We start from the raw sequence: 8,745 nt of genomic DNA, 5'->3' as shown, positions 1-8,745 counted from the left end.
GTGGGGAATTCCGCTTTTCCATTTAGGGGAATTTAATCTTACCATAAGCACTTGCTGCTTTGTTTGGAATCGGGTAATACAATGTGGTCATTATTAAGCCGTATTTTATTAGTGAAAAATTAGTTCAATTTGCTATTTCAATTTAGGGTTTTATGAAAATATAAATTCTATAGGGTTATTATTCAATTATTAAACTAAAAAATCTTTTCGATATAAACAACATAGCACATAGGAAGTAACATAATCACCTTTTAACTTAGCTGACATAATATAGTACTGCAAAAGGAGACATCAATAGGGAGGTGAAAACATGGCAGAAATCATCAATACTACAGGAAGATACTCTTTAGACTTCGTAATGCTTCCAAGCGAGTATATAGAAAAATTTAATGAGTTTATGGGTCAATATGGCGAATTATCAGATAAAGAAATTTTCAACAAGATTTCAGACACCAAGGCTCAAGTATCCTCCAATGTGTTAAATCAGCATATTAACAATCTTGATGCATTATACCAAATGAGTGGTATGGTAACAGATTCAACAAAGAGCCGAATTCAATTGGTAAAACAAGTTTTAACTGCCGACTCAGGTACCTCTAATTCCTACTCCTTAGTAGAAACACAATTTTTTGGAGGCACTAGCTTATTACTATGGTTTCTTATTTTAGCAGCTATTTGGCGAAGGCCATTCTTTGGTGGATTCGGAGGAGGTTTCTTTAGAGGTCCATTTTATTAGCTAACACTACCCACCTATCATTAGGTGGGTTTGTTTTTAATATATTTAATCACCTTTTATTAAACTATTACATATTTTATTATTGAAAAGAACTATTTTTAAAAAAGGTAGGTGTAATCAATGAGTGAAGTAAGTAAAGGTTTTTGTGGAGGATTATTTGGTAGTTTAAATAGCTTACTATTTTTCTTCCTACTATTAGTAATTATTTTCTGTAACTGCTGTAATATATTTACAAGTGGAGATACCTTATTATTCTTCTTCTTATTACTAGTAGTATTATTTGGTGGTCCCTATTTGTTTGGTAGATGTGGAATTTAACATTTAAAGCGAAATATAAAGACTCCAGTAAATCATTGGAGTCTTTATAGCTATGAATCTAAACATTTTTATGAACACTTTGCTAAGCTAAATCATATTCTATAGCAAAGACAAAAGATAGTCTTGTTACAAATGAAAAAACACCTCCACTTGATAACAGAAAAACATATTGATTCACATTAATTTTATGAGCCTATTGCAAAACCTCCAGCAATAAGTTAAGTAACAGCTTTTTAAAAGGTATTTATATTAAAAAAGGCAGGTGAATTTTATGAGCGAAGTTAAAAAGGGTTTTATAGGAGGCATCTTTGGAAGCGGAAGCAGCTTACTTTTCTTCTTCCTATTGCTAGTTATAATATTCTGTAACTGCAGATTATTCTATGAAGCAGGAGATAGCTTACTATTCTTCTTCTTACTACTTGTAATATTATTTGGAGGCCCCTATTTCTTTAGAGGAGGGCTTGGTTTCTAAACAGATAATAAATAGAGTATAAATCACAAAAGAAAAAGGAAAAATCAAAAAAACAACAAATTAAAGGCCCTGAAGCTGTTTTCAGGGCTTTTGAAGTGTCAAAAAACATATTACTCACCAATATTTAATTGGCTTTCATCATTAAAAAATGTTTTATATCCTAAATGAAGAAATATAATAACCGTTAGTGCTACACTGCCTAGAATACCAAGCATTATGGCAATTTGATATTTTATAGAAGTAACAGGTGATGTTCCAGATAGAATTTGACCTGTCATCATTCCAGGTAAAAAGACTATACCCATTCCAACCATAGAGTTTATAGTGGGGAGGATTGCAGAATCAAATGCATTGTCAACAATTTCCTTAGATGCTCCTTTAGGAGTTGCACCAAGCATTAATGCAGACTCCACCAAATACCTTTTTGTGTACATACCATCCACCAGTCGGGTAACACCAAGAGATATTCCCGTCATTGAATTACCAATTAGCATTCCTGCTATTGGAATAAAGTATCTTGGATTATACCAAGGAGATATATTAACTACAACAAACAAGAAATAGAGAATACTTGATAGGGTTCCAAACAACATTGAGATGGCTACAATCCTTTTTAGTCCCTTTGAAAGCTTAAATTTTGATCTTTTTATTATATTATAAATAGCAAAAACCTCCATAATAGCAATAACTAGTAGAGTATATAGAGGATTAGAATTATTAAACAAGTACACTAATAGGTATCCAGTTAATATAAGCTGTAGAGTCATTCTTATAGAAGAAACTATAATTTCCTTTTCCCTTGAGATACCCCTAGCCTTTACTATAAATAGTAAAATAACAATAAAAACATATGAAGCTGCCAATTGCCATAGCTGTAGATCTATTACACCTTCCATAGCCTATTCCTCCTTACAACTTAATAGCTATCCCTTTTACTTAGTTCAACTATTTTATCAGAAAAACTACCTGCTATTTTCTTAGAATGGGTGACCATTATTAGGGTTTTACCCCTATTCCTTGTATAAGAAACCAATGCCTCAATAATTAATTCTTCTGTATCCTCATCCAGAGCAGATGACGGCTCGTCCAATAACAGCACCTCTGGTTCCATTAGAATCACTCTGCCCAGTGCTATCCTTTGTTTTTCACCACCAGATAACTTATCAGCATCATCATTTAGACCTTTATTTAACTTAACCAGCCTTAAAATCTCCAAGAGCCTTTCATCTGATACAATGGGTTTTTCACCGAACTTAAGTCCAATTAAAAGGTTATCCTTAATACTGCCGCCATATATTGCAGGAGCCTGTGGAAGCATAACAACCTCCCTTCTTAAATCGACAGAGTTTATATGCTTGAAAGGTTTATTCTTATAAAAAATCTCTCCACCATCACAGCTTATTAGCTTATTCAAAAGTCTTAGTAGTGTTGTTTTACCACTACCACTCTCACCTACAATGCAGGCTACTTTGCTTTCTTCAAATTTAAGCTCCTTAATATCAAGAATATCCTTGTATTTAATATCCTTAAGTAAAAACATACTAATATTCCCCCTAATTAATCCTTAATCTCCTTAAATAGTTCATAGGCTTTAATTCTAGTCTCCTCTAATACCTGATCACCAAGGTCTGTTGTTGAGTAGTATTTTCTAACCTTACCATGTACAATTCTGTCATCCTTTTTTAAAAGCTTCTTTGATTCCATATTGTGGAGCAGAGGATATAGGGTGCCTGGGCTAATATCATATCCATGCTCCTTAAGCTCATCCATCATCCATGAACCATAGAAGGCCTCTTTTTTTCCATGATGAAGTATGTGAATTTGCATAAAGCCTAAGAATAGCTTTCTTAAAATCTTTTCCTTCATATAAAACTGCCTCCTTAATATTTAAAACCGATATCGAAAACTGATATTATTATATCATAATAATTCTACATGTAACAAAGTGATTTTACTTAAAGCTGTAAAAATTAGTATAATTTAAATTTTTATAAATGAAGAAGGAAGAAGCCTCTGTAAAGCTTCTTCCCAATAAAGAACACTTAGTTCAAATAGAGTTTTGACTTCACCTGAACTATAGTTCCGATTACTTTCTAGCATGGCGGTATTTATCTACAGATTTAGAAGCGGTAGTGTTAGTAACGCCCCTGAGATAAACTGGTGATTATTAATAAATACAGCTAGACAGGTGTCTGGACAAGTAAAGGTGTGGATTTGCTAATTAGGTTTTTCTACACTTTGGGGCTTATTCAAGCTATATAGAATGGTACCCAAAACTATAAAGAGGGCACCAGCAATTGCTGTTGGCTTAATACTTATGTCTAATACTAAAATGTCAATTATAAGGGAGCTTATAAATTGTCCACATAAAATAAGTATTGTTGAAGTAACCACTGGCGTTTTAGAGAATGAATAGTTTGATAAAATAACAAAGGTTGAGCCTATAATTCCTCCAGTTAAAGCATAGGTTGGAATATTATTATATACCTGAAGCTTTTCAAGACCAATCAAAAGAACTGTAAAATATATAAATGAGCTTCCAACAACTCCCGTTAAATGATTAACTAGGTTAGAGCTGTAAATTCCAATTTTACTACCTAACATCATATTTAATGACTTTATTATTATAAACATACACCCCATTATAACCGCAAGTATTATGGCTAATAATTCCATATAATCACCCCTAAACAGATATTAAAATAATGCCTATCAATATTATACAAATGGCACTGATTTTCCTTCCTTCAAGCTTCACCCTACTGAAGCCAAAGAAGCCATATATATCAACTATTACAGATAAAACAAATTGTCCAGCCACCATAGCAATAGATGTGATGAAAACACCAACCTGTGCCATACAATATGCAGAAATAATTAAAACTATAGAACCCATAAAACCCCCAAGAAAAATTTTCTTATTCTGCTTATAGGTCTCTCTCCAGTAGACAAATTTATCCCTATCAAAAATTAGACAGAAAAAAAGTGCAGGAAAAAAACCTACAGCGTGGACTATAAGCCCAGACAAGTACAAATTAGTATATTGAGCCAATAAACCGTTGATTAATACAACGCTGCTATTCATTAATCCCATAGAAAGCAAAAGCAAAAGTAGCTTTGAGTCTTTATTCATAAAGATTTTCACCCGCCAATTCCCTTATTTTATTGTAATTTAAAATTGATATTTTCTTTTTATTTTTCTTTATTATACCTTCTAATTCTAATTTTTTAATTACTCTACTTAAATGTCTATAACTACTACCTAAGAGATTAGCCATTTCTTCATAGTTGTCTGTCATAATTTCATGGAATCTACTATTATTCTCACCACCTGTGATGGATAAAAGGTAGCATGCAAGCCTATTTTCTAAAGGATAAAGTAGATTGATTGAGCTAGAATTTGATATTGTGTAAAGCTTATAGCTTAAATTTTTAATAACAAACCTCAAAAAAACTGGGTCCTCATAGGCATACTTTTTTAAATCTTCAAGCTTTATACCTATTAGGAGAGATTCATCAAGTGAGTCCACATAGCATTTAACTAGCTGCTCATTTAAGATTTCTACATCTCCCAGTATACTTAAGGGCTTATTAAATCTTAATAGTATTGACCTGCCGTTATCTAACATTGTGTATATCTTTAATTTACCTTTTACATGCAAATAAAAATAAGTCATTTCGTCATTGGCTTTACATATACACTCTCCTGCACCGAACCTAAACAGTTCCATAAATCCATACATATCAACACTGAATATCGACCCTATACTATATTTATCTATATAGTGTTTTAGAAGATTAGAATCATTTATTTTATTCATGCTCTACACCTCTCTTTAAGTAGTATAACTCACCTAGCAGATGAAAAAAAGGACATATGTCATTAAAATAGTATTTATCTCAGCGGTGTTACTAATACTCTCGCTTCTTACGAGGGAAATAAGTTGCCAAAAGCTGTAAATAAGCAGAACTAGGTTTCTGAGTAATCTGTTTATCTCTCTAAATGGGTAATAAAATTTCGAAGTTTGTACTCATAACAAATATCAGTATAATAATCTTTGTATATAGTAATATCGTTAAGTTATCAGCTAAATAGTTTAGGTTACTAATACGATAGATACAGTTAAAAAACAATAATTATTTATGTATACTTTAAACATAGTTAAAAAAAAGCAGGTGGTTAGGTAATAACTGTTGAAGTTGTCTATAGATTAGTATAAAATATGGAAGAAGCCTTAAATTTTTTTTATATAGAAAGCTGTAATAACTATATTTAAATGATAATAAGTCTTCATGTAATGAATATTAATATATGTAAGAAATCAATCTTTGGGAGGTAATGTAATGAAGAAGTCAATTAAAAAAGCATTAAGTATATTACTGGTTTTGATGGTAACTACTATGCTAATAACAGGGTGCTCTATAGAGGAAAAAAAGCTTTATGATTTAATGGATGAAAAGTCACAGATTCCTGTGTCAAAGCAGTATGGTGAAATAACTTTAGATATAGAGGAAATACCTGTAGATATTCTGGAAACAATGGGCTATGAATATAGCTATTTCTTTGAACTATTACAAAACAAATCCATTTATTATGAAACAAAGCAAGATAATGAAACAATGAATGTAGATATGAGTATTTATATAATGGATATAGAAACTAAGGAAAAAACTCCTTTCATCTCTGCTATGTTTGATGGAGATATGGTATACGTAAAAATTGACGATATGGTTAATGTTTTGTTAGATTATTTAACAGATGATTTATCAAAGGCTGAGTTGATTTATGTATTTGATGATGTTCAGTACATAAGCCTTACAACTGAACAAATCATGGACTTCTATTTAGATGCAATTTCAATTGAGGATGAGTCACAAAAAGAAATGATTAGTAAAATGATGACTGATGCCTTGGATAAGGAAATAATGGAAGAAAAAAGACAAGAAACATTAGAGTTTTTTAGTCCATTATTAAGTAAAATAGCAGCAACCTTTAATGGTTTTGAAACAAAGCTAGTAACAGAAGAAGATAACAAGCTAGTAGTATCTATCGGTGTATTAGAGCTCTTAGACACAGTTAATGGGTTAGTTCAGTATTCAATAGATAATATTGATGAGGTTGCAGCATTAGTTAAAGAGATAGTTCCAGCGTATTTAGATTTTTCTGTCAAGCAAATGGTAGGAATATCTGAAGAAGAAAAAATTGACATGGAAATGCAAATGGATATGGTTAAATATCAACTGATTACTGCAATAGATGTAATGGTTGAGGACATAAAAGCTAATAAAGAGCTTTATAAGGAAATAGCAGAAGAAAGTATTAATAAATCAAAGGGCGATTTTGTAAGCATGGTAGGTAATTCTAGACTAAATATGACATTTGAAAAGACAGAGGATAACAAGTATATTACTAATACTGACTTGAAGGTTAATGCTGATTATGGTGACGATAGAGTAGCCTTTACGTTGAGAGTAACTGATACACTACAACCTATAGAGTCATTCCAAATAACAAAGCCCACAGAAAATGTAATGGGTTATGAAGAATACTTAGAGAGAGTTAATAGCTTAGACTTTTATTAAAATTTAATTGCCAAAACCCCCTAAGAATAACTTAGGGGGTTTTGTTTCCAATAAAAATAATACATTAAAAAACCAGCTGTAGCCTTAGCAACCTCTCTTTAATCAAATTAATAATTCTTTTTTCATCCTCAATATCTTTGGCCTCAAAGGTAACCGATAATCTGACATTAGCCTCAGGAGTATTCCAGGGAACTGTACATATTTGAGCCTGTGTTAAAAGATATAAAGAAAAATCCTCTGCATCCTTAAACACAACACCATCTCTGGTTCCCTTTGGAATAGGTAGGTAACAATAAAAGGTGGCTTTAGGCTTTGAGACATCAAACCCAATTTCCTTTAATACCTTAATAAGAAGATCAAATCTTCTAGAATAACGTTCTACATTACAGCGAGAGATTTGAGGATGTCTTAAAGCATAGGCTCCTGCCTTTTGTATTGCCCTAAACTGTCCAGAATCTGAGTTTGCCTTAACAGTGCTTAGAATATTAATAACATCTGGATTACCTGCAGCAAATGCAATACGCCATCCAGTCATATTAAAGGCCTTTGATAGAGAGTGGATTTCAATACCAATCTCTTTAGCACCTTCTATAGATAAAAAGCTTAAAGGCTCTTCACCATCAAAAACAATAGTAGAATATGTTGAATCAGCAATGACAACTATATTGTTTTTGTGGGCAAAATCAACTACTTTTTTATAGAACTCCTTGGTAGCAACTTGGCCGGTAGGATTATTGGGGTAATTAATATATAATAGCTTTGAACGATATAAAATAATATTGTTTATATTAGAGAAATCAGGGTAAAATCCATTAGACCTTAGTAATGGAAGACCATACACTACTCCTCCCAGGTATTTAGTATGGGTAGCAATAATGGGGTAGCTTGGTAAAGTAGTTAAGGTTATATCTCCTGGATTTATAAAGCATAAAGGAAGCATTGAAAGAATTGATTTAGCACCTATACCATGAAGCACCTCCTCATATGGGTCTAGGTTATCAACTTTAAACACATTGCTCAGATACTCTGCAGCTGCAGCTTGAAATTCCTTTGTTCCATTATCAGAGTAAAGACGATTTTCTAGTTTGCCAGCTTCTTGGCAGAGGACATCGACAACACCTTTGTCTGCTTGAATATCAGGCTCACCAACCCCCATATCAATAAGCTCAATATCTGGATACATTTTATATATTCTTTCTTTTGCAGCTTTTATTCTCATAAATTTATAATCCTGTTTAGCAATATCAAAGCTGTGATCCCTAAATCTATCGGCAATTAAATCACTAACCATCCCCAACATTATCTCTCCCTTCAAGAAAGTTTTTAAGAAATATCCAATACATATGATTATTCTATTCTGTTGCAGGAGAAGGTGTTCGAGTTATAAAGAAAACTTATTTCGAAGCTAGTAGGCACTTATCTCCCCTTAAGAAGGGTAATGGAAGTAACGACGCTGAGATAAAAGGTAAATCTTTAGATTTTTAACCATTAGGTATCTATTGATTCTCAATTTAATTGAAACTAATATTTGTGTTGATAATTTTATTTCAATTTCAAATTATCGTCAAAATTCGACAAAATATGAAAACATACTAATATATAATAAATAATACAATATAACTTAAGTTTTGCAGCA

11 protein-coding genes are annotated in these 8,745 nt (G+C 32.0%); 4 read left to right on the top strand and 7 right to left on the bottom strand.

Translation table 11 applies throughout. The features are described 5' to 3' along the window. Positions 1-310: 310 nt before the first annotated feature. From F8154_RS14840 to F8154_RS14830, 3 genes are all read left to right on the top strand, one after another. Positions 311-736 (top strand): hypothetical protein, encoded by a 426-nt coding sequence (locus F8154_RS14840; protein ID WP_151862394.1) that lies wholly within the window; start codon positions 311-313, stop codon positions 734-736. A gap of 120 nt (positions 737-856) precedes the next feature. Beyond that, complete coding sequence (locus F8154_RS14835) at positions 857-1,054, top strand: hypothetical protein (RefSeq protein ID WP_151862393.1); 198 nt, start codon at positions 857-859, stop codon at positions 1,052-1,054. 271 nt (positions 1,055-1,325) lie between these two features. Further along, positions 1,326-1,526: a hypothetical protein gene (locus F8154_RS14830; RefSeq protein WP_151862392.1), complete on the top strand. Its 201-nt coding sequence runs from the start codon at positions 1,326-1,328 to the stop codon at positions 1,524-1,526. Between the two features lie 110 nt (positions 1,527-1,636). Here the strand turns inward: F8154_RS14830 and F8154_RS14825 are convergent, their stop codons facing one another. The 6 genes from F8154_RS14825 to F8154_RS14800 all read right to left on the bottom strand — a co-directional run bounded on the left by F8154_RS14825 (position 1,637) and on the right by F8154_RS14800 (position 5,347). Next, a complete protein-coding gene (locus F8154_RS14825; RefSeq protein WP_151862391.1) occupies positions 1,637-2,422 on the bottom strand; it encodes an ABC transporter permease in 786 nt (261 codons plus the stop codon). A gap of 20 nt (positions 2,423-2,442) precedes the next feature. Continuing rightward, positions 2,443-3,066: an ABC transporter ATP-binding protein gene (locus F8154_RS14820; RefSeq protein WP_151862390.1), complete on the bottom strand. Its 624-nt coding sequence runs from the start codon at positions 3,064-3,066 to the stop codon at positions 2,443-2,445. Between the two features lie 17 nt (positions 3,067-3,083). Beyond that, on the bottom strand, positions 3,084-3,392 hold the full coding sequence (locus tag F8154_RS14815) for a PadR family transcriptional regulator (RefSeq protein WP_151862389.1): 309 nt from the start codon (positions 3,390-3,392) through the stop codon (positions 3,084-3,086). 351 nt (positions 3,393-3,743) lie between these two features. Then, positions 3,744-4,202 (bottom strand): DMT family transporter, encoded by a 459-nt coding sequence (locus F8154_RS14810; RefSeq protein ID WP_151862388.1) that lies wholly within the window; start codon positions 4,200-4,202, stop codon positions 3,744-3,746. A gap of 10 nt (positions 4,203-4,212) precedes the next feature. Further along, positions 4,213-4,659: a DMT family transporter gene (locus F8154_RS14805; RefSeq protein ID WP_151862387.1), complete on the bottom strand. Its 447-nt coding sequence runs from the start codon at positions 4,657-4,659 to the stop codon at positions 4,213-4,215. After that, a complete protein-coding gene (locus tag F8154_RS14800) occupies positions 4,652-5,347 on the bottom strand; it encodes a cyclic nucleotide-binding domain-containing protein (RefSeq protein ID WP_151862386.1) in 696 nt (231 codons plus the stop codon). Before F8154_RS14800 ends, F8154_RS14805 begins: the two co-directional genes overlap by 8 nt. Before the next feature lie 523 nt (positions 5,348-5,870). Here F8154_RS14800 and F8154_RS14795 point away from each other — a divergent pair. After that, positions 5,871-7,109 (top strand): hypothetical protein, encoded by a 1,239-nt coding sequence (locus tag F8154_RS14795; RefSeq protein ID WP_151862385.1) that lies wholly within the window; start codon positions 5,871-5,873, stop codon positions 7,107-7,109. A 64-nt stretch (positions 7,110-7,173) separates the two neighbouring features. Here F8154_RS14795 and F8154_RS14790 read toward each other — a convergent pair whose 3' ends face one another. After that, the gene (locus tag F8154_RS14790; protein WP_243141274.1) at positions 7,174-8,409 is read right to left on the bottom strand and encodes an LL-diaminopimelate aminotransferase; all 1,236 of its coding nucleotides are present in this window, start codon (positions 8,407-8,409) and stop codon (positions 7,174-7,176) included. Between the last annotated feature and the right edge of the window lie 336 nt (positions 8,410-8,745).

The sequence above is a fragment of the Alkaliphilus pronyensis genome (assembly GCF_009017275.1).
Taxonomy (GTDB): Bacteria; Bacillota; Clostridia; order Peptostreptococcales; family Natronincolaceae; genus Alkaliphilus_C; species Alkaliphilus_C pronyensis.
The sequence above is the reverse complement of the archived record's forward strand: the minus strand, read 5'-3'. Positions and strand labels throughout refer to the sequence as shown.